We start from the raw sequence: 21,506 nt of genomic DNA, 5'->3' as shown, positions 1-21,506 counted from the left end.
GTTCGTCGGAGCCTCAGAGCGTGACCGGCGCGCGCCTCTCCGGGTCGATGCCGAGTTCCTTGATCGCGCCGTCGACGACCTTCGGTTCGAGCGCGCCCTCGTCCGCGAGCGCCTTCAGCGCGGCGACGACGATCGCGTTTCTGTCCACCTCGAAGAACTCCCGTAGCGCCTTGCGGCCGTCGCTTCGGCCGAAGCCGTCGGTGCCGAGCGTGACGTAGCGGCCCGGCACCCATTGTCGGATCTGGTCCGGCACCGTCTTGATGTAGTCGGTGGCGGCGACGAACGGCCCGCTGCGCCCGGCGAGACACTTCGCCACGTAGGGCGTCCGCGGCTTCTGGAGCGGATGCAGCTGGTTCCAGCGCTCGACCTCGAGCGCCTCGCGGCGGAGCTCGCTGAAGCTCGTGACGCTGAAGACGTCGGCGTTCACGCCGTACTGCTCGTCGAGCACCTTCGCGGCCGCCTGCACCTCCCGGAGGATCGTGCCCGAGCCGAGAAGCTGGACGCGCGGCTTCTTCTTGCTCGCACCGCCTTTCTCGAGCAAATACATGCCTCGCAGGATGCCCTCCTCGACACCCTCCGGCATCGGCGGATGCACGTAGTTCTCGTTCATGCAGGTGATGTAATAGAAGATGTTCTCCTGCTCCTTGCACATCCTGCGCATGCCGTCCTGCACGATGACGGCGAGCTCGTACGCATAGCATGGATCGTAGGCGCGGCAGTTCGGCACCGTCGTGGCGACGAGCTGGCTGTGGCCGTCCTGATGCTGCAAGCCCTCGCCCGCAAGGGTCGTCCGGCCGGCCGTGCCGCCGATCAGGAAGCCGCGTGCCTGCATGTCGCCGCCGGCCCAGATGAAGTCGCCGATGCGCTGGAAGCCGAACATCGAATAGAAGAGGTAGAACGGAATCATCTGCACGCCGTGATTCGAGTACGACGTGCCGGCCGCGGCCCACGAGCAGAACGAGCCCGCCTCGTTGATGCCTTCCTGGAGAATTTGCCCCTTCTTGTCCTCGCGGTAGTACGTGAGCTGATCGGCGTCCTGAGGCGTATAGAGCTGGCCGAGCGGCGAGTAGATCCCGACCTGCCGGAACATGCCTTCCATGCCGAACGTGCGCGCCTCGTCCGGCACGATCGGCACGATCCGCGGCCCGATCTGCTTGTCCCGGATGAGCGCCGTGAGCATTCGGACCAGCGCCATCGTCGTGGAGATCTCGCGATCCCCGGTGCCTTCGAGCTGCGCCTTGAAGAACTCGAGCGGAGGCGTCTCGAGCGGCTCGGCCTTCGTGCGCCGTTGCGGCAGGAACCCGCCCAACTGCTTGCGTCGTTCGAGCAGGTAGCGGTGCTCCTCGCTGTCCTCCGGCGGCTTGAAGTACGGAATGTCGGCGATCTCCTCGTCCGAGATCGGAATGTTGAAGCGGTCGCGAAACGCCTTGAGATCGTCCTCGTCGAGCTTCTTCTTCTGGTGCGTGATGTTCTGGCCTTCGCCGGCCGCGCCCATGCCGAAGCCCTTCACGGTCTTCGCGAGAATGACGGTGGGGCGGCCCTTGTGTCGCACCGCCGCGTGGTATGCCGCGTACACCTTGACCGCGTCGTGGCCGCCACGATTCAGCCGCCAGATGTCGTCGTCCGACATGTGCGCGACCATCGCCTTCAGCTCCGGGTAGCGTCCGAAGAAGTGCTCGCGCGTGTACGCGCCGCCCTTCGCTTTGAACGCCTGATACTCGCCGTCGACGCACTCCTCCATCGTGCGCCGCAGCACGCCCGTCTGATCCCTCGCGAGCAGCGGATCCCAGCGCGATCCCCAGATCACCTTGATGACGTTCCATCCGGCGCCCTGGAACTCGGCCTCGAGCTCCTGAATGATCTTGCCGTTGCCGCGGACCGGGCCGTCGAGGCGCTGCAGGTTGCAATTGACGACGAAGATCAGGTTGTCGAGGTGCTCGCGCACCGGCATCGTGATCGCGCCCATAGACTCGGGCTCGTCGGTCTCGCCGTCACCGATGAAGCACCACACCTTGCGGTCCTTCGCGTCGAGCAGCCCCCTGTTCTCCATGTAGCGCATGAAGCGGGCTTGATAGATCGCCATCATCGGCCCGAGGCCCATCGAGACCGTCGGGAACTGCCAGAAGTCCGGCATCAGCCACGGGTGCGGGTACGAAGAGAGCCCCTTGCCGCGGCCGACCACCTCCTGGCGGAAGTGCTTCAGGTGCTCTTCCGTGAGCCTCCCTTCGAGATAGGCGCGCGCGTAGATGCCCGGGGACGAGTGCCCCTGGAAAAATACGAGGTCGCCGCCGTGCTCCTCCGTGGGCGCACGCCAGAAATGATTGAACCCGACCTCGTAGAGCGTGGCCGACGACGCGTAGCTTGCGATGTGCCCGCCGTACTCCGAGCTCTTCCGGTTGGCCTGCACGACCATCGCCATCGCGTTCCAGCGCAGGTACGCCTCGATCCGGCGCTCGATCGCGCGGTCGCCCGGATAAGGGGGCTGCTGACCGACCGGAATGGTGTTGAGGTAGGCGGTGTTCGGGCTATACGGCAGGTACGCGCCGGAGCGGCGCGCATGATCGATCATGCATTCGAGCAGATAGTGGGCGCGCTCGGCCCCGTGCACGCGGAGAACGGAGTCGATGGACTCGAGCCACTCTTGTGTCTCCTCCGGATCCACGTCGTCGCCCGCGGTCCTGAACGCCGGCAATGGTCGTGCGCTCGCCATGACGTCTCCTCGATCGAACCGAGAATCAAGGATTTACGGGTGAATTCCCGGGTTGCTCCTGCTACGATGCGGGCCCGATCCTTGATTGTACCCTCGTTCGGCGGCGCTATGATCGGGGTTTGCCTACGACGGGTCAAGGCAACCGGAATGCTCGAGCTTCCCGACTTTGCACCGCTGAAAATCACGCAAAGCTCGCGCGCGCTCACCGAGTCGCAGCTCGGCTCGCTCGACCATGTCGCGATCGCGCTGCCGAAAAATCCGCCGGCGGCGCTGCTCGCCGATTTGCCGCAAGGCAAGCAGCTCTACAAGCTGCTCGATCGTGCGAAGGCCCAGGGTCTGAATCGCTGCTCCTCGCGACTCACGAACGCTCGGGCCACCGGGGTGACGCTCGCCACGATCGAGGACGGGTCGCCGTTCGCCGCGCTCACGTGGGCTCGCGAGGTCATTGCGGATTGCCTGCGCGACAGGCCCGTGAAGATCGGGCTGCTGACGGCGGGCCTCGACGAGCAGGCCCGCGGCGCGGCGCTGTCGCGGCTTGCGGCCGCCGCGCATGCGGCGGCTTTCAGGATGCCCTCGTTCAAGACGGACGATCACCCGAAGCCCGTGGAGCTCGAGCAGGTCGTCGTCCTCGACGCGAAACCACGGCTGCCGCTCGACCGGCTCCGCGCGGAAGCCCTCGGCAACAATCTGGCGCGCTGGCTCACCGCGCTTCCGGCGAACCGGCTCACCGCGTCCGCCTATCGCTCGGCCGTCGAGGATCTCGCCGCGAAGCGCTCGCTCGGCTGCAAGTTTCTCGGCGAGAAGGAGCTCGAGAAGCTCGGCGCGGGCGCCTTTCTCGCCGTGGCCCGGGGCAACCCCGAGCGCGACGCCGGGATTCTGCGCGTCTGCTATCGGCCGAGCGGCACGCACCGGCCGGATCTCACGCTGGTCGGTAAAGGCGTGCTGTTCGATACCGGCGGCACGAACTTGAAGCCCTTCAAAGGCATGCTCGACATGCACACGGACATGCAGGGCAGCGCGGTGGCGCTCGGCACGCTGCTCGCGCTCGCCGAGCTCGAGGTGCCCTACCCGGCGGACGCGTGGCTCGCGATCACGGAGAATCGCCTTTCCGCGTCCGCGTACAAGCCGCAGGATGTCGTCATGGCGGCAAACGGCACGAGCATTCAGGTGATCCACACCGACGCCGAAGGCCGGATGGTGCTCGCCGACGCGCTCGCGCTCGCCGCGCGCGACGAGCCGAAGCTGATGATCGACTATGCGACGCTCACCGGCGCCTGCATCTCCGCGCTGACGCAGCGCTACTCCGGCGTGTTCAGCAATCGCCCGCGCGCCAACGCCTTGCTGCTCGAGGCCGGCGCCGCGTCCGGCGAGCGCGTCTGGCCGTTTCCGATGGACGAGGATCTCGACCAGCTGCTGCGCAGCGACGTCGCGGACATCAAGCAATGCGCCGTCGACGGTCAGGGCGACCACATGCTGGCCGCGCGTTTCCTGTCGCGATTCGTGCCGAAGTCCATCCCGTGGGTGCACGTCGATCTTTCCTCCGGCGAGCACAAGGGCGGGCTCGCGCACGTCCCCACCGACATCACCGGATTCGGCGTGCGCCTTACCCTGGAGCTTCTCGCCGAAGCGACGCCCGCGGCGCTCGCCGAGCGGATGAAGGATTGATGGACGAGGATTCGGTCGAGGCGGTGCCCGAGGCGCCGGCCGAGTCGCGCATCGCGCAGCGCTTCCGCGGCTTTCTGCCCGTGGTCGTCGACGTCGAGACGGGCGGCTTCAACCCGGCGACCGACGCGCTCCTCGAGGTCGCGGCCGTCCTCGTCCGGATGAACGACGACGGCGACCTCGCGCCCTTCGAGAAGTCGCGCTATCTCGTCAAGCCTTTTCCGGGCTCGAATCTCGAGCCTGCGTCGCTTCAGGTGACCGGGATCGACCCGTTCCATCCGCTCCGCCCCGCGCTCGACGAGGCCGAGGCGCTGCGGCGACTTTTCCAGGACGTCCGCAAAGAGGTCAAGGAGCAGAAGTGCAACCGCGCGATCCTGGTCGGGCACAACTCGTTCTTCGACCTTCAGTTCCTGAACGCGGCCGTTGCCCGCAACGCGATCAAGCGTAACCCGTTCCACCCGTTCTCGAGCTTCGACACCGCGACGCTCGCCGGGGTCGCCTACGGGCAAACCGTGCTCGGCCGGGCGGTGGCGGCGGCCGGGCTGCAATGGGACGACGGCCGCGCACACTCAGCGCTCTACGATGCCGAGATCACGGCCGAGCTCTTCTGCGCGATCGTCAACCGCTTCAGACGGGTTTTCGACGCACCGCCGCCGCCGTCGACCTGAAAGACGAACCGCAACGGCTCCGGCCTGCGGCCGAGGCGTCGCGGCGCGCATTGCGCGGGCATCGGGACTCGCCGGGGCCCGACGCGCGTGGGTGCCGCTCGAGCGGGACCGTTGCTACTGCGTCTCCGAGCTCTCCGGCGCGCGCGCCTGCTTGACCAGCTGCTCCAGCTCGCCGGACTGGTAGAGCTCGAGGGTGATGTCGCATCCGCCGATGAGCTCCCCGTTCACGTAGAGCTGCGGGAACGTCGGCCAGCTCGAGTACCGCTTCAGCCCTTCCCTGATCTCCGGATCCTCGAAGATGTTGACGTAGGCGAACTCGGCGCCCACGGCGCGCAACGCTGCGACGGTCTGCGCGGAGAAGCCACACTGAGGGAAATCGGGTGTTCCCTTCATGTACAGCAGCACCGGGTGCTCCGAAAGCTGCTTCTTGATCCGGTCGTTGACATCCATTCGTCGTCCTCCAGCATTCGTCGTCCTCCAGCCCGGCTCGACGCCCTGGTCCGCCCCTTCCTCCGGGCGTCCCGGAGCCGCCGGATGAGCCGGGGCCGCGGGGGGCGGGGGAAAGCGGGACGGGGCCGGAACGTTGAACTGCCTTGATCTCTCACCTATTCTTCTAGACTCGCCGAGCCGGGGCAAGTGCCGGCCGGCCCCGACAAGAAGAACGAGCCGGGCTGCGCAGCCAAAACGAGGGGGAAGCCCGATGAACCCGCTGAACTCCATCAACGGCACGATCGGTGCCGGCGTGGTGCTCGCCATCGTGATCGCGCTCCTGACCGGCGAGCCGATGGTCGCCTTCATGGACTCGAGCTTTATCGTCTGGATCCACGTCCTCGCCGGAATCGTCTGGATCGGACTGCTCTACTACTTCAATTTCGTGCAAGTCCCCGCGCTCGCGCAGGCCGCGGCGGATGCCGGCGGTCCCGGCGGCGCCGGCATCTCCAAGTACGTGGCGCCGCGCGCGCTCGCCTGGTTCCGCTGGGGCGCCGTCGTCACATGGCTCTCCGGTGCCGCAGCCCTGCTGCGCTACCGCATCTTCGACGACGCCTTCATGCTCGGCTTGAATCCAAACGCGCCGGGCAACGCGTGGGTGATCGGGGTCGGCGCGTGGCTCGGCACGATCATGCTGTTCAACGTGTGGGTTCTGATCTGGCCGAATCAGAAGAAGGTCCTTGGGCTCGTGGAGGCGAGCGCCGAAGAGATCACCAGGGCGCGGCGGGTCAGCTTCCTCGCGTCGCGGACCAACACGATGCTCTCGATCCCGATGATCATGAGCATGGTCGCCTACGGCCACGGCGGGTTCTTCATTTAAACTGCGGCGGAAACCGGGGCAGAGCCCTTTTCTGGACCGGCTTCAGCCGATCGCCCTGCGGCAAAAGGCGCTGCTGCCTCGGGGCGCCCGCACAAGGGCGCCGGACATGGAGCGAGTCCCGAGACGATGATCCGACCGCCATCGACGGCAGATATCGGCGCCGACGTCGCCCGCGCGCTCGACGAGGATCTCGGCAGCGGCGACGTGACCGCGGCCCTGATCGACCCCGGCGTGCCCGCCGCCGCGCAGGTGCGTTGCAAGGAGCCGGCGACGCTTTGCGGCTCGCCGTGGTTCGACGAGGTGTTCCGCCGCATCGACCCCGCCATCGCGGTCACGTGGCGTTTCGCCGAGGGTGCCGACGTGCCGCAAGAGGCGATCGTCTGCGAGCTGCGGGGGCCGGCCCGGGGGATTCTCAGCGGCGAGCGCACGGCGCTGAACTTCCTCCAGACGTTGTCCGGCACGGCGACCGCCGCGCGGCGCTACGTTGCCGCCGTCGCCGGTACCGGAGCGCGCATCCTGGACACGCGCAAGACGCTGCCGGGGCTGCGCAACGCGCAGAAATACGCCGTCGCCTGCGGCGGCGCGCTGAATCACCGGCGCGGGCTGTACGATGCGTTCTTGATCAAGGAGAACCACATCGCGGCTGCCGGGAGCATCACGGCGGCCGTGAACCGCGCGGCAGAGCGCGGGACTGCGCTGATGATCGAGGTCGAGGTCGAGACGTTGGACGAGCTGCGCGAGGCGCTCGGGACGGCGGCCCACCGCCTGATGCTCGACGACTTCTCGTTGCCGCAGCTGCGGGAGGCAGTCGCGCTCAGGGACGCGCATGCCGCCTCCCGTGGTGTGCGCAAGGAGCTCGAGGCGTCGGGCAGCATGGATCTCGATAAGCTGCGCGCGGTCGCCGAGACCGGCGTCGACTTCATCTCGATCGGCGCCTTGACGAAGCACGTGCGCGCGATCGACTACTCGATGCGCTTCGTCGAAGCGGGTGTCTGACACTTTCGGTGTCTGACACCTTTTTTACGCCACCGCGTCCAGGAGCCGTTTCGGCTCCTCGACGCCGTAGCCCTGGGCGTAGTCGACGCCGATGCCGCGCAGCATCGTGATGATCTCGGCGTTCTCGGCGAACTCGGCGATCGTCTGCTTGCCGGTCAAATGACCGATCTCGTTGATCGAGCGCACCATCTCCCGGTCGATCGGATCGTGCAGGATTTCCTTCACGAAGCTGCCGTCGATCTTCAGGAAATCCACCGGAAAATGTTTCAGGTAGCCGAACGACGAGAGGCCGGTGCCGAAATCGTCGAGCGCGAACTTGCAGCCGATCTCCTTCAACGCGTGAATGAAGCGATTCGCCTGCGAGTAGCTCGCGATCGCCGCCGTCTCCGTGATCTCGAAGCAGATGCGGCTGCCGTCGAGCCCGCTTCGCTGGAACTGCTCCACGACGAACGGCAGGAACTTCTCGTCCGCTAGGCTCTGCCCGGAGAGATTGATCGAGCAGAGAACCAGCCGCTCGCGCTCGTCGGCCTCCGAGACGAGCCAACGGAAAGCCTGGCTGATCACCCAGCGGTCGATCGCGGGCGTCAGGCTGTAGCGCTCGGCGGCGGCGATGAAGAGCTCCGGCGAGACGAGAGCGCCGTTCTCGTCCCGCATCCGCAGCAGCAGCTCGTAATGTGCGCCGGTCTCGAGCCCCGGCTGCAACGGCTGAATCGTCTGCCGGAAGAGCTCGAAGCGCCCTTCCTCGAGCGCGTTGCTGATCCGCGCCGCCCACTGCATCTCCTTGCGGCGCTTCATCAAGTCGAGGTCGTTCTCCTGGTAGCTGTAGACGCGATTGCGGCCTGCGTCCTTCGCCGCCGCACACGCGCTGTCAGCGGCCGTGAGCAGCGCCGCCACGTCGTCGGTGGCCGGCGTGATCGGCACGACGCCGATGCTCGCCCCGAGCCGGAACGTGCGGTCGTCCCAGACGAACTTGAACTCCGTGATGACCTCGCGCAGCGTCTCGGCGGTCCTCAGCGCCTCGTCCATCGTGCAGCTCTCGAGCAGCACGCCGAACTCGTCGCCGCCGAGGCGCGCGAGCGTGTCGCGCCAGCGGATCTTGGCCTTCAGCAATGCGCCGAGCTGCCTCAACAGCTCGTCGCCGGCGCCGTGCCCGCACGCGTCGTTCACGATCTTGAACTGGTCGAGGTCGATGTGGAGCACGGCGTACGAGGTCTCCCTCGCCTTCGCGCTCTTCAGCGCGCGCTCGAGCCGGCTCTCGAACTCGCGCCGATTGACGAGCTCGGTGAGGATGTCGTGGCTCGCGGCGTACGAGAGGCGCCGGTTCAGCTCCCGCGACTCGCTGACGTCGTGGAACACGAGCACGCCGCCCGTGACGTTGCCGAGCGGATCGCGGATCGGCGCGGCCGTGCTCTCGATGTAGAGCTCGTTGCCGTCGCGCCGAATCAGGAGCGTGGGACGTACCGATTTCGTGGAGCGGTTACGGCGCATCGCGACCGCTACCGGATTCTCGACGGGCTCGCACGTCTCTTCGTGGAACCCGCGGAAGATCTCGTCGATCGTGCGCCCGACCGCGTCGTCGAGCTTCCAGCCCGTAAGCTCCTCGGCCACCGGGTTCAGATACTGCACGCGGCATTCGGCGTCGGTGGTGACGACGCCGTCGCCGATCGACTGAAGCGTGATCTGCGCGCTCTCCTTCTCGCGGAACAACGCCTCCTCGTAGAGCTTGCGCTCGGTGATGTCGGTCTCGACGCCGACCAGGCGCTTCAGGCGGCCGTGCTCGTCGACCCTCCCCTTCACGCGGCTCTGTACCCACCGCCACTCGCCGTTCGCGTGCCGCATGCGATGCACGCTCTCGAAGAGCTCCGTCTTGCCCTCGAGGTGCTCGCGGATCTGCGCCTGGACGCGCGCCATGTCGTCCGGATGCACGAGGAAGCGCCACTCGGGCACCGGCTCGTCCTCGCCGTAGCCGAGCATCGAGCGCCAGCGCGGCGAGAAATACATCGAATTGTCGCGAACGTCGTAGTCCCAGAGCCCGTCGTTGGCCGTGTTCGTCACGAGCCGGTCGCGCTCCTGCACGGTCAGCAGGTCTTCCTTGAGCCGGATGCGCTCGAGCCCGGTCGCGCAGCTCACGCCGACGAGCTTCAACGCGAGGTGCAGGTCGGCATTCCAATCCGGGTTCGGCGTCGCGCTGCAAATGCCGAGCATCCCGCCGAGCCGGTCGCGGATGTTGAAGGCGACGACCAGCAGCGCGCCGACATTCAGGCTCGCGAGCTGCTCGGCGTCGCGGCGCTGCGCGAGCGGCGGATGCGCGGTATCGGCGACCTCGAGCAGGCGGAGGTGATCGAGCCGTGTGCGAAGCCAGGGAAAATCGCCGAGCTCGCGTCCCTTCAAGACCTCGGGATTACACGTGGAGAACGTGGACCGCGCGGCGTAAACGGTCTCGATGACCGTGGCGTCCTCGTCGAACAGAGCGACGAACAGCGAGTCCGCCCCGTACGCATCCGTCAGCGCCTGCAACCCGGACTTCAGCCGCTCCTCGGCGTTGCCGAGGGACATGCATTGGAAGTCGACCGCGACTTTCGTGCAAGTCAAATCGAGCCCGGGCCCTCGAGGCAGCCTAGCCGCCCTCCGGATCGAGCTGGTCGTGGCGGAACCTTCTTGGATCGGATCCTCTTCGATGACGTCAACGCTCCCCGTCCGTCGCCCGCTTGCGCGGCCCGAGGAACGTCTCCGGTGCAATAAGACCCCCAATGCCGGCTTCATTGTGACAGCAATAGCAAAGATTACAAGAAGGTATTCCTTAAACTGAGAACCCTCTACCGGTATTTGACGCCCCGCGGCCTGCGGCGTGCCGAGGCGGCGCGGGGCGTTCGCGACGAGCGGCGGCGCCGGCGAGCCGCCGCAGGCGGCGCAGGCCCGCGGGGCGGCGGAGCCACTCGAATGGATTCCGCCGCCGCCCAGGGCAAGGCTCCCGCCGGCCGACCAGGATTCGAGCCCGGCGGACCGCCGCCTACGGCGTACCCTCGGCCGGGCGCGCTTCCGGGCGGCGGAGCATCAGCACATTGCGCTTGCAGACCGCGACCAGGACGTCGTGCTGATTGTAGCCGCGGTGCTCGAGGGTGAGGATTCCGTTGTTCGGCCGCGAGCGGCTCGGCCGCATCGCGAGCACCTCGGTCTCGGCGTGCAGCGTGTCGCCCGGGAAAAGCGGATGCGGAAATCGCGTCTCCTCGAGCCCCAGATTCGCGACCGTCGTGCCGAGGGTCGTCTCGTGAATCGAGATGCCGACGATCAGCCCCAGGGTGAAAAAGCTGTTCATCAGCGGCTGCCCGAACTCCGACTGCGTGCGCATGTACTCGCGATCGATGTGGAGCGGCGCCGGATTGTGCGTCAGCGCGCTGAACAGCACGTTGTCGGCGTCGGTGAGCGTCCGGCGGATCGCGTGCCGGAACACTTGCCCGACCTCGAAGTCGTCGTAGTAGCGGCCCGTCATCGAGTGACCTCCTTTCGCGGGGAGAGCGCCCTAAGGCTACTCTTGCGAAAGCTCCCGGCTGCGCTCGGCCGCAGCGCGCACGGCCCGCTCGAGCAGGTCCGGGAGACCGTCGGCGGCAGCGAGGATGCGCAGCGCCGCCTCGGTGGTTCCGCCCGGGCTCGTCACGCGCCGGCGCAGTTCCGCGGCAGGCTCTCCCGACGCCGCCGCGTACGCCCCGGCACCCGCCACCGTCACGGTGGCGAGCTTCTCGGCGAGCGCGCCGTCGAGGCCTGCCGCCGTTCCTGCCCGGGTCAGGCACTCGATCAGCAGGAACACGTACGCCGGACCGCTGCCGGATACCGCGGTCACGGCATCCATCAGCGTCTCGTCGTCGACCCAGGCGACCTCGCCGACCGCCGCCATCAGCGCTTCGGCCGCAGCCCTCTGCGGCGCGCTCACGCGCGGCGACGCGGTCAGCACCGTCATCCCCCGCCCGACCGCCGCCGGCGTGTTCGGCATCGCCCGGACGACGGGCGTGTCGCCGCCGAGGACTCGTGTGATCGACGCGATCGGCTTGCCGGCGGCGATCGACAGAAACAACGGTCCGGCGGCCGCGACGCCAGTGCACGCGCGCAGCGCCTCCTCGAGCTGACCGGGCTTGACGGCGAGCAGCACGACGCCGGGCGCGTGCGCGAGCGCGCCCGCGTCCACGGCCTCGCTCCGGGCGACGCCGAGCTTCACCGCGGCTTCGAGCGCGCCGGCCGCCGGATCGACGACGCGGATCGCGGCCGCGGGCACGCCGCGGTCGAGCCAGCCCTTCACGAGCGCCTGGCCCATGTTCCCGAATCCGATCAGCAATACCCGGACGTCCATCATTACTCGGGAACGCTCCCCGCGGGCTCCGCCGGCTCGCCTGCCCGGATCGCGGGCGCGGATGCCGCGTTCCCGGCGCCTGCGCTTCGGTCGTTGTAAGTCGTGAGATCGAGCGCGCCTTCGGACTTCGCGACGATGCACGTGACGACGCAGTCGCCGGTGACGTTCACGGCGGTGCGCATCATGTCGAGCAGGCGATCGACGCCGATGATCAGCGCGATGCCTTCGACCGGCAGGCCGACCTGTTGCAGCACCATCGCGAGCATGATGAGGCCCGCGCTCGGAACGGCCGCGGTGCCGATCGACGCGAGCGTGGCAGTGAGGATCACGGTAAGGTATTCGGCAGCGCCGAGATCCACGCCGTATACGTTGGCGATGAAGACCGTCGCCGCGCCTTGCATGATCGCCGTGCCGTCCATGTTGATCGTGGCGCCGAGCGGGATCGTGAACGCGGCCACGGAGTTCGCGACACCGTGGCGGCGCTCCACCGTGCTCAGCGTGACCGGAATCGTGGCGCTGCTCGACGACGTGCTGAACGCGAAGCTCATCACATCGCGCATCTTGACGAAGAACGTGACAGGGCTCAAACCGCCGAGGCGCAGCAGAGTCGTATACGTGAGCGCGACGTGCACGACGAGCCCGGCGACGACGACGAGGAAGTAGTCCGCGAGCGGGCGAAGGACGTCGAGGCCTTGCGTCGCGAACGTGCGCGCGAGGAGCGCGAATACGCCGATCGGCGCGGTCTTGATGACGAGCATGACGAGACGCATCACGACGTCGTTCAGATCCGAGAAGATCGACGCGACGCGGCGTCCCGCCTCGCCCGAGAGCGATATCGCGAAACCGAGGAGCAGCGCGAAGACGATGATCTGCAGCATCTCGCCGTCGGCCATCGCGCGCACGGGATTCGCGGGAACCATGTCGACGAGCACGTCCGCCACCCGAGGCGGCACCGCGCTTTCGTAAGCGACCTCGCCGGAAAGCTCGAAGCCCTGCCCGGGCGACGCCGCAGTGGCGATCACCAGCACGAGCGCAACGGCGATCGCCGTCGTCAGCAGATACAGGACGAGCGTCTTCGCGCCGACGCGTCCCAACGAGCCGATGTCCCCGAGCGACGTGACGCCGCAGACCAGCGATACCAGCACGAGCGGCACCACCATCATCTGCAGCAGCGCGACGAAGACCTGCCCAACGACGTAGAGCACCCCTTCGACGAGCAACTCGCTCACGAAGGCCGACTCGCCCGCGAAAGCGCCGAGCACCGCGCCGACCGCGATGCCGGCCGCCATGGCAATCAGGATCTTTTGCGTGAAGCTCATCGTCGCCGTTCGTGCGAGCGGTGCCGGGACAACCGGACACTACCGGCTGGGCCGAGGCGGCGCAACCGAGGCCCGGCGCCGGCCGTATCCGCCCGCCGCCGGCTCTCCGGCGCGCCGTGCCGAGCCCGGAATCGCGGCTCGCCCGTCCAACCGGCGGCGCAGATTGGGTAATATGCCGGCTCGGAACCCGCGGGCACGGCTCGCGTTTCTCTTTAGGACGGAGCCGAATGCTCGTCGACCCGAGGACGTTGCGATGACCGAGCTCACTCGAGCGAAGCTTGCCGCCTGCGGCCCACCCGCTCGCCCCGCGACGGATTCCCCGCACTCTTCCTAGCGCCGGAGACGAAGTGAGAGAGGTCCACATCGTCGGCGTGAGCCAGGCGCCGATCACGCGCGACACTTCGGTCCGCGGCCGCTATCTCGCCGCGTCGGTCGTACGGCAAGCCCTGGCCGATGCCGGCGTCGAGAAGGACCGTGTCGACGCGCTCTATGTCGGCAACATGACCTCGGGTCTTTTGACCGGGCAGCAGCAACTCGGCGGCCTGATCGCCGACTATGCGGAGCTGCCCGGCCTCGACGCCGTGACGATCGAGGCCGCATGCGCGTCCGGAGCCGCGGCGGCCCGCATGGCGTATCTGACGATCGCCGGCGGCATGCACGACGTGGTCGTCGTCTGCGGGCTCGAGCGGATGACGCACGTCGACCGCGACACGGTCACACGCGCGCTTGCCACGGCCGCGGACTGGGAGCTCGAGGGCGCCCGCGGCGAGTCATTCATGTCGCTGAACGCGCAGCTCATGCGGCACTACATGGATCGGTACGGGGCCGAGCCTCGTGACTTCGCGCCGTTCTCGATCAACGCGCACCGCAACGCGATGACGAACCCGAACGCGCTGTTCCACAAGGACGTGGATCTCGAGCGATACCTCGAGTCCCGGGTCGTCGTCGATCCGATCCGCATCTTCGATGCCTCCCCGCTCTGCAACGGCGCGGCGGCCGTCGTCCTCGCCGCAGCCGACGTCGCGAGGCAGCTGCGCCCGAACGACGCCCGCGTCGCCGTCGCGGCTTCGGCGGCCGCCACGGCGCCGCTCGCGCTGCAACGGCGCTCGGATATCCTCAAGCTCGATGCGGTCGAGATCTCGACCCGCAAAGCGCTGGCCGACGCCCGCGCGGCACACCGCGACGTGAGCTTCTTCGAGCTGCACGACGCTTTCACGATCATGGCGGTGCTGAGCCTCGAGTCGGCCGGCTTCGCCGATCCCGGCACGGGCACGCGTTTCGGCGCGGAGGGACGCATCGGGCTCGACGGGGAGCTGCCGCTCTCGACGATGGGCGGGCTCAAGGCGCGGGGCCATCCGGTCGGCGCCACGGGCGTGTACCAGCTCGTCGAAGCGTACCTGCAGCTCACCGGCGCCGCGGGGGATAACCAGGTTCCGAGCGCGAGCCTCGGCCTCGTGCAGAACATCGGCGGCACCGGCGCAACCGTCGTGAGCCACGTGCTGCGCCGCGTGGACTGAGCGCCGCTCCCCCTGCGCCGCCGGCCCGCCGCGGCCCGCCGCGCGCTCGATAGCCCGTCGGTGTTAGCCTATGGGGTCCGGCGCATAGGAGAGGAAAGAGGACAGATGGCAGAACAGCCAACGGACGTCGACATCGCGATGGACGGCGCCAACCTGTACCACGAGGAAACGTTCACGGACCGCCGGATCGGAAGTCTGCAGCGGCTGACGCCGGTCACCGCGTCCGGCGCGCGCGACCCGTCGCGGCCGGTGCTGTACGTGGGCCAGACGCAAGTGCTGACGCCGGCCGGGGCGCTGCCGATCAGCTTCGAGGTGGACGCGGCCTCGCTGGACGAGGCGGTCGCGAAGTTCGGCGACCTCGCCCAGCAAGCCTTGCAGAGCACGTTGAAGCGGCTCGAGGAGCTGCGCCGGGAGGCCGCCTCGTCGCTGATCGTGCCCGGAAGCGGCGGAGCGGGCGGGCCGGGAGGCTTCGGAGGGCCCGGCGGATTCGGCGGACCCGGCGGCGCCCGCGGCGGCGGCATCCAGATTCCGTGAGCAGCCCCATGGATACCGCCGCCGACGACAAGCGCGCGATCATCGAGATCGTCAACAACTGGGTGATCTGGAGCGACGCCGGAGATTGGGCGCGCTTCGAGACGGTCTGGCACGACGATGCGTGGATGACGGCCACCTGGTTTCAGGGCCCGGCGAAGGAATTCGTCAAGGCGCGCCGGGAAGGCTTCGAGCGCGGTGTCAACATCATCCACTTTCTCGGCGCGGTCACGTGCGACGTGGCCGGGAGCCGCGCAATCGCGCAATCAAAGATGACGATCGGTCAGCGCGCGACGGTGGACGGCGTTCTGGTCGACGCGCTCTGCACGGGCCGCTTCTACGATTTTTTCGAGAAGCGGAGCGGTCGTTGGGGCATCGTGCGGCGGCAGCCGATCTACGAGAAGGACCGTCTCGACCCGGTGGACCCTGCGGCCCGTCTCGAGCTCGACGCGACGCTGCTCGCGCGCTTCCCCGAAGGGTATCGGCACCTCGCGTACCTGCAGACCAAGGCGGGCTTCGAGGTCAAACAGGGGCTGCCGGGCCTCCGAGGGCCGGCCGTCGAGAAGCTATACGCCGAAGGCAAGGCGTGGCTCGACGGCGCACCGACGCCCGGCGAGCCGCCGTAGCGCCGAGACCGCACGCGCGCACGTCGTGAAGCGGGGCGGGACGGCCGGCTAGGCTCGACCGTCCGCGCGGGGGCCGCGCGAAGGCTAGACCGTGCGCGGGCGCCGCGCGAAGGCTGCGAGAAAGCGGTCGACGACGCGCACGACGCGGTCGCGGATGGCTTCTTGCGTCGGGCTGCCGCCGAGTAGCAGCACCTCGATGATCCACCAATGCGCGAGCATTCCCGTCAGGAATTCGGCCGCCTCTCGCGGCGTGCCGGGGTCGAGGACGCCGCGTCGCTCGAGCTCGACGAAGTAGTCGCTCAGCACCGAGCGCGTCTGCATCGGCCCGCGCTCGTAGTACATACGCGCGAGATCCGGGAAGCGCTCCCGCTCGGCGATGATCAGCCGGAGCAGCGCGTGATGGCGTGTCGAGAAGATGGCCTCGAGCCGCTGCGTCAGAAACTCGACGAGCGTGCTCTTCGGGTCGGCGCCGGTATCGAGCTTCGGCACGTGCGTGGACGAGAGGACCTCGTCGATGACCGCACGAAAGAGGTCGTCCTTCGTCGGGAAGTAGTTGTATAGCGTGGCCTTCGAGCCGCCGGACACGTCGAGAATCGCGTCGATCGACGTCGCGCCGTAACCGTCTCTCAGAAACAGCTCCGTCGCGGCGTCCAGAATGCGCGCCAGCCGCTCTCTGCCGCGGGACGAGTTCGGGACCGTGATCGAACTGATCAGCTCTTCCATGATTGCCTCTGCCTCGCTTGACGATCGGCGGCCCGGCGTTCTCCCGATCGGCCCGAGCCGCCCGCTACGGCCGCTGCACCACTATCGCGGCGACCTCGCGACGCTTCTTGCTGGGCACGACCTTCGGCCGCCCGTACCAAAAGAAGCCGACGAGCATCTCGGCTGCGGGATCGATGCCGACGATCTCGTAGAAGCGCCGCTCGCGCGTCATAGCGCCGGTCGTCCACTTCACGCCGATGCCGCACTGCCAGAGATAGAGCATCAAGTTCTGCGCGGCGCAACAGCAGGCGGCATAATCCTCCTGCTGAAGCAACGCGTCGTCGCTTTTCCTGCAAGTCAGCACGAAGAACGCCGGAATCGCCTTGAGACGCGCGAACCGTGCGGCGCCCGCCTGCTCGCCTTTGACCGCGGTCTCGAACTCCGCGGCGAAGCGGACGATATCATCAGCGGTGCGCTCACCGATAAGGTAAAAACGCCATGGCTCCGTGAGCCGGTGATTCGGCGCCCAGCGCGCAAGCTCGATCGCCTGGAGAAGCACCTCGGTTCCGGGCGCTCCGGGCTCGAAGAGATCGATCGAGCGCCGCGAGCGAATCGCGTCGGCGAAGTCGTCGAGTTGCGCGGGCCGCAAACGCGGAACGCTGTCGGGCATCTGACCTCCGGGATTCTTGCGCTATAAGCCGATGATTCTAGTTACCTTTCGACGCAAGTCGAGCTTGACGGCCGGCGCCACGCACGCCAATAATCCGGCGCCCGCAGCCGCCCGAGTCGGAACGAATGAGTGAGCAGATCGAAAGCGTCGTCATCGGAGCGGGCGTCGTCGGCCTGGCAGTCGCCCGCGCGCTCGCGGTCGGGGGCCGCGAGGTGGTCGTGCTCGAGAAGAATTCGGCGATCGGGGCGGAGACGTCGTCGCGGAGCTCGGAGGTCATTCATGCCGGCATCTACTATACGCCGGGCAGCCTCAAAGCGCAGTTGTGCGTGCGCGGCCGCGACGCGCTGTATCGATACTGCGCGGAGAAAGGCATCGCGCATCGACGCTGCGGTAAGGTCATCGTCGCCGTCGACGACGAGCAGGAGCCGCGACTCGACGCGCTGCGCGCGACGGCCGCGGCGAACGGAGTCGCCGATCTTCGCAGGCTCGATAGCAGCGAGCTCGAAGCGCTGGAGCCGGCGGTCGTCGGCGTCTCCGGGCTCCTGTCGCCGTCCACCGGGATCGTCGACAGCCACGGCTTCATGCTCGCGCTGCAAGGCGATCTCGAGCGTGCCGGCGGCCATGTCGCGCTGCGCTCGGAGCTGATCGACGGGCGAGTCGACGGCGGCCGCCTGCGGCTGCGGATCGCGACGGACGGCGAGATCACGGAGATCGATGCGGCCTGCGTGGTGAATGCCGGCGGTCTGCATGCGGAGAAGGTCGCGCGGTCGATTCGCGGCCTCGGGGGAAGTGCGCCGAGCGTGCGCTATGCGAAAGGAAATTACTTCCTGTACGCCGGCGCGAGCCCGTTTCGGCACCTCGTCTACCCTCTGCCGGAGCCCGGCGGGCTCGGCATCCACGCGACGCTCGATCTCGCCGGCCGCACGCGCTTCGGCCCGGACGTCGAGTGGACCGAGCGCATCGATTACGCGCTCGATGCGTCGCGAGCGGAGCGCTTCTACGCCGCAGTGCGGCGGTACTGGCCGGCGCTTCCGGACGGCGGGCTGACGCCGGGTTATGTCGGAGTCCGCCCCAAGCTCAGCGGCCCCGGGGAGCCGCCGGCCGATTTCGACATCCGTGTCGAAGGCGATTCGGGCGGGCCGCGCCTCGTGCATCTTTTCGGGATCGAATCGCCCGGGCTCACCGCGTCGCTCGCGATCGCCGAGCACGTTCGCGAGCGGCTCGGCGCCTGACAACGGCACCCGGCGTCAATTCGGCGACGCGAACTGCCGCGCGAAGAAGTCGTACGCGCTGCTGCGCAGCAGCGGGAAGTAGATGACGGAAGTCCGATGTCCGGTCGGCAAATACAGCGTCTCCGGCCGGCCGAGGCGCGCGCGCAGCGCCTGCTGAGTCTCGAACGGCACGATCATGTCCGTTCGCGTCATCACGAGCATCACGTCCTCGGCGTCGACGTAAGGGGCGAGCGCGAGCGGGTCGGTGGAGATGAGCTCGTCGAGGCGCTGCCGCATGCCGGAGCGGCTCATGCCGGTCTCCTGGAGCGCCCTGTGCACTTGCCGCGCGATGCTGCGATAGCTCGTGTGCGTCATCAGGTACGGAAGATCCCCTCCCGCCATCGCGGCCACGACCGCGTCGATCCGGTCGTCGAGCGCGGCCAGCATCACGGCCGCCATGCCGCCGAAGCTGATCCCGAAGACGCCGATCGCATCGAATTCCGGGTTCGCCTCGGCCCAATCGAGCACCCGGAGGTAGTCGAGGAGGTTGCGCCGGATCAGGTGCTCCGGATCCTCGAGCGCGTGATCCAGCGGATCGCCCTCGCGATCGAGGACCGCCACGGCCCACCCCTGGTCGACGAAATACCGCGCGAAGTAGCGCGATACGATCAGGTTCCCGTTGACGATCGGTAACACGACGATAATGGGGGTCGCGGCGTCGCCCTCCACGTCGTAGTACTCGAATGAGATCGGCTCGGCATCGGGCTCGCCGACTCCCGGCAGCACGATCTCGTGCACGTCGAAGCGCCGCCGCTCTCGAAGCGGGTCGCTCTCGACGACGAGCGGCTCAGGCTCGTACGCGAATCGAGCGGCCAGCGCGGACGGGAGCTCGCGCGGCCCGTCATAGGTCTGCGCGAGCGGCGCGCGCGTGACGCAGCCGGAGAGCGCCGCGATCGCCGCGAGGCCCGCGGCGGCCAGCAGCCCGCGCAATCCTCCGACGACCAGCTTCCGCGTCCGCACGACGGGCGACGGTCGCAAAAACCCGACGATGTGGGGCCTTCCGAGCAGCCGCATCATGATCCCGGACGGGCTCCTCGCTAGCTCCGAGGAAGCCGCATTGCTGCCGTTTTCACGCGCATTTCCGCGGCATCCGTCCAGACGAAGACCAGGCGGTCGCCGGCCGCGACCATCTGCGGCACGTCGAGCGGCTGCGCGACGTCGCTTTCCGCGACGATCCGCATCTCGCCAAGCCCGCCGTCGGGGGCAACGCGCCGCACGGCGAGCGCGAGGCCTCCCGCCCCGCCGCGGCGCCACCAGCTGACGTAAGCGGCGCCGTCGTCGAGCAGCACGACGTCGGCGTACCCGAATGCGCGGTTCCCGTCGACATCGATCGCCGGGGCGAACGTGGCGCCGCCGTCGGTCGACCGCGCGAGCCGCAGTCGCGGACGCTCCTCCGCGGCGGTGAACCAAGCGGCCGCGATCTCCTCGCCCCGGGCGGCGATCGCGGGGCCATTCACCGGGCAGCCCTCGATGCGCCAGCCGTCCGCGGCGACGCTCACGGGCGCGGCCCATTCCGAGCCGATGTGCCGCAGAAGCTTGATGTCGCGAATCTCCTCCGGGCTGCGGTCGCGGTAGACGACGGCCGGCCCGGCATCCGTGACGACGGCATCCGTCGCGCAGCAGTCGCACACGAGCTCGTCGAGCTCTCCCCGCTCCGTGACCGTCCCGTCGTAGCGGATGCGCGCGAAGCGCAAGCTCGTGCCGACGGGCACGTCCGGATCGACGACGCCGCTCTCGAACTGCTCCGCGAGTCGGCGGCCGTCGAGCCATACCGCGCCGATGTCGCCGCCCCACGGAAACAGCGACGCGAATCCGTGCTCGGTCAGCACGCCGTCCCTGTTCAGCAGCTCGCCGTCGCTCCACGTGCGGCCGCCGTCGGTCGACAACGACAGAACGATGTCGTACGAAGCGAAGCTGCCCTCGGCCATTCGCAGCCAATGCGCGGCCCAGACGTCGGCCGTGATCGGCTGAACGGACGGAAAATCAGCCCAGTTGACGAAGAAATCCGTGCCGCTCGCAACGACCTGGGGCGCGCTCCAGCCGCCGTCCGTGAGCGTGGAGAAGCGCAGCGCGTAGCCGTCCGCGGTCGGCTCGAGCCAGCTCAGCACGGCCCGGCCGTCGTCGGTGACGGCGAGATGCGGCTCGCCGCTGCCGGCGCCCGCCGGCGACATCAGCGCCTGCGGCGCACCGGCGCCCCCTGCGCCGTTGCTGCCGCACCCGGCGAGCAGCCACGCGAGCGCCGCGGCCGCGGCGACCCGCGTCGCGATCGGTGTCGAAAAGACGACGGGCGATTCAGTCATGAGCTCTGGTCAGACGGTAAACGAACGCGGGCGGGATGTTGCGTGCGGCAACGCCGATCAGCGCGGCATCGAGCCCCAACCGCGAAAGCAGCGCGCGGCCGACCGAGCACCGGCCCCCATAGGTGAACTGATGTAAGCATCCCTGCGGCATCAACATCGAGAAGGCCTGCTCCAGCACCCGCATCTTCTGCCGGGCCGTGAAGAGCAGCAACGGCAGGCCGCTGACCACATAATCCATGCTTCCGCGAAGGCTATGCAAGTGCCGAGAGAGCGATTGGGCATCCGCCGTGACGATCGTGCACGACGGGAACCGGTCTTTCAGTATGGCCGCAAATTTCGGATTCTGTTCCACGGCGAAGAGATCGGCCGGCGAAACGCCGCGGTCGAGAATCGCCTGCGTGAGCGTCCCCGTCCCCGCGCCGAGCTCGAGGACGCGCGAGCCCGGGCCGATACCGAGCGTCATCAGCCGCCCGAGCTCGCGGCCGCTCGGCGCCACCGCTCCGACCGAGAACGGACTCTGCAGCCAGCTCAGGAAGAAGCTTCCGGGCGCGGGCGCCCCGTCGTGCGGCTGCAGATCCTGTCCATCCATCCGAATCCTCCGTGGGGTTCGCAAACGGGGGCCCGCGGGCGTCGGGCCCGCGCGGCGATGCAATCGGGGGTCATTCGAGCTCCCTGTGCCGTACGTTTCGTCGAGTCGCTCTCACGGCTCGAAGGTCGTGCCGCCGAGCAGCACGGCCCATTCCGGGCCGTTGCGCGCGCCGCTGGCGCTCGCCGAGGAGGACGCCGTGGCCGACTCGCCGCCGGGGCGAGCCGGCAACGCAGGCCGAGATCGCGAACGCCAAGGCGTGACGGCGCATCGGGAGCCCCCCTTCGTTTTTCTTCG

At 68.3% G+C, this 21,506-nt stretch carries 19 protein-coding genes; 8 read left to right on the top strand and 11 right to left on the bottom strand.

Annotated features, from left to right (window positions below):
• Window positions 1-13: 13 nt before the first annotated feature.
• Complete coding sequence (gene aceE, locus VF329_03665) at window positions 14-2,710, bottom strand: pyruvate dehydrogenase (acetyl-transferring), homodimeric type (GenBank protein ID HEX7080091.1); 2,697 nt, start codon at window positions 2,708-2,710, stop codon at window positions 14-16.
• 147 nt (window positions 2,711-2,857) lie between these two features.
• On the opposite strand from aceE, the gene VF329_03660 reads away from it, so the two are divergent.
• Together VF329_03660 and rnt are read left to right on the top strand one after the other, a co-directional pair.
• Window positions 2,858-4,375, top strand: coding sequence for a leucyl aminopeptidase family protein (locus VF329_03660; protein HEX7080090.1), 1,518 nt, complete (start codon window positions 2,858-2,860; stop codon window positions 4,373-4,375).
• Window positions 4,375-5,040 (top strand): ribonuclease T, encoded by a 666-nt coding sequence (gene rnt / locus VF329_03655; protein ID HEX7080089.1) that lies wholly within the window; start codon window positions 4,375-4,377, stop codon window positions 5,038-5,040. The genes VF329_03660 and rnt overlap by 1 nt, the downstream gene beginning before the upstream one ends.
• Window positions 5,041-5,154: 114 nt before the next feature.
• Here rnt and grxD read toward each other — a convergent pair whose 3' ends face one another.
• Complete coding sequence (gene grxD / locus VF329_03650) at window positions 5,155-5,490, bottom strand: Grx4 family monothiol glutaredoxin (protein HEX7080088.1); 336 nt, start codon at window positions 5,488-5,490, stop codon at window positions 5,155-5,157.
• A gap of 346 nt (window positions 5,491-5,836) precedes the next feature.
• Between grxD and VF329_03645 the strand changes: the two genes are divergently transcribed.
• Together VF329_03645 and nadC are read left to right on the top strand one after the other, a co-directional pair.
• Complete coding sequence (locus tag VF329_03645; GenBank protein HEX7080087.1) at window positions 5,837-6,349, top strand: urate hydroxylase PuuD; 513 nt, start codon at window positions 5,837-5,839, stop codon at window positions 6,347-6,349.
• Window positions 6,350-6,475: 126 nt separating this feature from the next.
• Entirely contained in the window at window positions 6,476-7,345 is an 870-nt protein-coding gene (gene nadC / locus VF329_03640) for a carboxylating nicotinate-nucleotide diphosphorylase (protein ID HEX7080086.1), read from the top strand.
• A 24-nt stretch (window positions 7,346-7,369) separates the two neighbouring features.
• Here the strand turns inward: nadC and VF329_03635 are convergent, their stop codons facing one another.
• The 4 genes from VF329_03635 to VF329_03620 all read right to left on the bottom strand — a co-directional run bounded on the left by VF329_03635 (window position 7,370) and on the right by VF329_03620 (window position 13,006).
• Window positions 7,370-9,937: an EAL domain-containing protein gene (locus VF329_03635; protein ID HEX7080085.1), complete on the bottom strand. Its 2,568-nt coding sequence runs from the start codon at window positions 9,935-9,937 to the stop codon at window positions 7,370-7,372.
• A 418-nt stretch (window positions 9,938-10,355) separates the two neighbouring features.
• Complete coding sequence (locus tag VF329_03630; GenBank protein ID HEX7080084.1) at window positions 10,356-10,835, bottom strand: MaoC family dehydratase; 480 nt, start codon at window positions 10,833-10,835, stop codon at window positions 10,356-10,358.
• Between the two features lie 36 nt (window positions 10,836-10,871).
• Window positions 10,872-11,690 carry a pyrroline-5-carboxylate reductase gene (gene proC / locus VF329_03625; GenBank protein HEX7080083.1) on the bottom strand — a complete coding sequence of 273 codons (819 nt, stop codon included), beginning with the start codon at window positions 11,688-11,690 and terminating at the stop codon, window positions 10,872-10,874.
• The gene (locus VF329_03620; GenBank protein HEX7080082.1) at window positions 11,690-13,006 is read right to left on the bottom strand and encodes a dicarboxylate/amino acid:cation symporter; all 1,317 of its coding nucleotides are present in this window, start codon (window positions 13,004-13,006) and stop codon (window positions 11,690-11,692) included. Before VF329_03620 ends, proC begins: the two co-directional genes overlap by 1 nt.
• Before the next feature lie 347 nt (window positions 13,007-13,353).
• Between VF329_03620 and VF329_03615 the strand changes: the two genes are divergently transcribed.
• The 3 genes from VF329_03615 (at window position 13,354) to VF329_03605 (ending at window position 15,680) form a co-directional block, all read left to right on the top strand.
• Window positions 13,354-14,523, top strand: a complete 1,170-nt coding sequence (locus VF329_03615) for a beta-ketoacyl synthase N-terminal-like domain-containing protein (GenBank protein ID HEX7080081.1) — start codon at window positions 13,354-13,356, stop codon at window positions 14,521-14,523.
• Between the two features lie 105 nt (window positions 14,524-14,628).
• A complete protein-coding gene (locus VF329_03610) occupies window positions 14,629-15,057 on the top strand; it encodes a hypothetical protein (protein ID HEX7080080.1) in 429 nt (142 codons plus the stop codon).
• Window positions 15,058-15,065: 8 nt separating this feature from the next.
• Window positions 15,066-15,680 carry a nuclear transport factor 2 family protein gene (locus VF329_03605; GenBank protein ID HEX7080079.1) on the top strand — a complete coding sequence of 205 codons (615 nt, stop codon included), beginning with the start codon at window positions 15,066-15,068 and terminating at the stop codon, window positions 15,678-15,680.
• A gap of 84 nt (window positions 15,681-15,764) precedes the next feature.
• Here VF329_03605 and VF329_03600 read toward each other — a convergent pair whose 3' ends face one another.
• Window positions 15,765-16,403: a TetR/AcrR family transcriptional regulator gene (locus VF329_03600; GenBank protein ID HEX7080078.1), complete on the bottom strand. Its 639-nt coding sequence runs from the start codon at window positions 16,401-16,403 to the stop codon at window positions 15,765-15,767.
• 64 nt (window positions 16,404-16,467) lie between these two features.
• Entirely contained in the window at window positions 16,468-17,052 is a 585-nt protein-coding gene (locus VF329_03595; protein HEX7080077.1) for a nitroreductase, read from the bottom strand.
• Between the two features lie 125 nt (window positions 17,053-17,177).
• Here VF329_03595 and VF329_03590 point away from each other — a divergent pair, with 125 nt between their 5' ends.
• Window positions 17,178-18,284, top strand: a complete 1,107-nt coding sequence (locus tag VF329_03590; GenBank protein ID HEX7080076.1) for an NAD(P)/FAD-dependent oxidoreductase — start codon at window positions 17,178-17,180, stop codon at window positions 18,282-18,284.
• Window positions 18,285-18,299: 15 nt separating this feature from the next.
• Here the strand turns inward: VF329_03590 and VF329_03585 are convergent, their stop codons facing one another.
• From VF329_03585 to VF329_03575, 3 genes are read right to left on the bottom strand one after another with little or no spacing between them, the layout of a single operon-like run.
• Window positions 18,300-19,340: a CocE/NonD family hydrolase gene (locus tag VF329_03585; protein HEX7080075.1), complete on the bottom strand. Its 1,041-nt coding sequence runs from the start codon at window positions 19,338-19,340 to the stop codon at window positions 18,300-18,302.
• Between the two features lie 20 nt (window positions 19,341-19,360).
• Window positions 19,361-20,623: a sialidase family protein gene (locus VF329_03580; GenBank protein HEX7080074.1), complete on the bottom strand. Its 1,263-nt coding sequence runs from the start codon at window positions 20,621-20,623 to the stop codon at window positions 19,361-19,363.
• Window positions 20,616-21,212 carry a methyltransferase domain-containing protein gene (locus VF329_03575; protein ID HEX7080073.1) on the bottom strand — a complete coding sequence of 199 codons (597 nt, stop codon included), beginning with the start codon at window positions 21,210-21,212 and terminating at the stop codon, window positions 20,616-20,618. The genes VF329_03580 and VF329_03575 overlap by 8 nt, the downstream gene beginning before the upstream one ends.
• Window positions 21,213-21,506 lie beyond the last annotated feature (294 nt).

The sequence above is a fragment of the Gammaproteobacteria bacterium genome (assembly GCA_036381015.1).
Lineage (GTDB): Bacteria > Pseudomonadota > Gammaproteobacteria > Steroidobacterales > Rariloculaceae > ZC4RG20.
Note: the sequence above shows the minus strand (reverse complement) of the source record. Positions and strands in the feature narration are given on the sequence as shown.